Source organism: Bartonella sp. AA2SXKL (genome assembly GCF_042197205.1).
In the GTDB taxonomy this organism is placed as follows: Bacteria; Pseudomonadota; Alphaproteobacteria; order Rhizobiales; family Rhizobiaceae; genus Bartonella.
On the sequence record NZ_JBHIRN010000216.1, the window covers coordinates 323 to 637 of the forward strand.

At 44.1% G+C, this 315-nt stretch carries 1 pseudogene; it reads left to right on the forward strand.

Annotated elements, in window-relative coordinates:
* Positions 1 to 315, forward strand: a pseudogene (gene tolB, locus ACFINS_RS10790) (Tol-Pal system protein TolB); the annotation flags it as partial.

Consider the following 315-nt stretch of genomic DNA (forward strand, 5'->3'; position numbering starts at 1 on the left):
TTACAGACTTTTTTTCCAACGATTCCATTGGACTGAAGATTGCAGCGGTGGTGGCAGCAGATCTTGAACGGTCAGGACTTTTTTTACCACTTGATAAGGCCTCTTTTTTAGAAAAAATCTCCAACCCTAACCGTCAACCCCATTTTCCTTATTGGCAAGAAATAAAAGCCCAAGGTTTAGTCACTGGGCAAGTGATAAGAGAAAATGACGGACGCTTGAGAGTCGATTTTCGTTTATGGGATGTTTTTGGACAGCGACAACTGAAAGGACGACGCTTTTATACAGCGACAGAACGTTGGCGGCGTGTCGCGCATA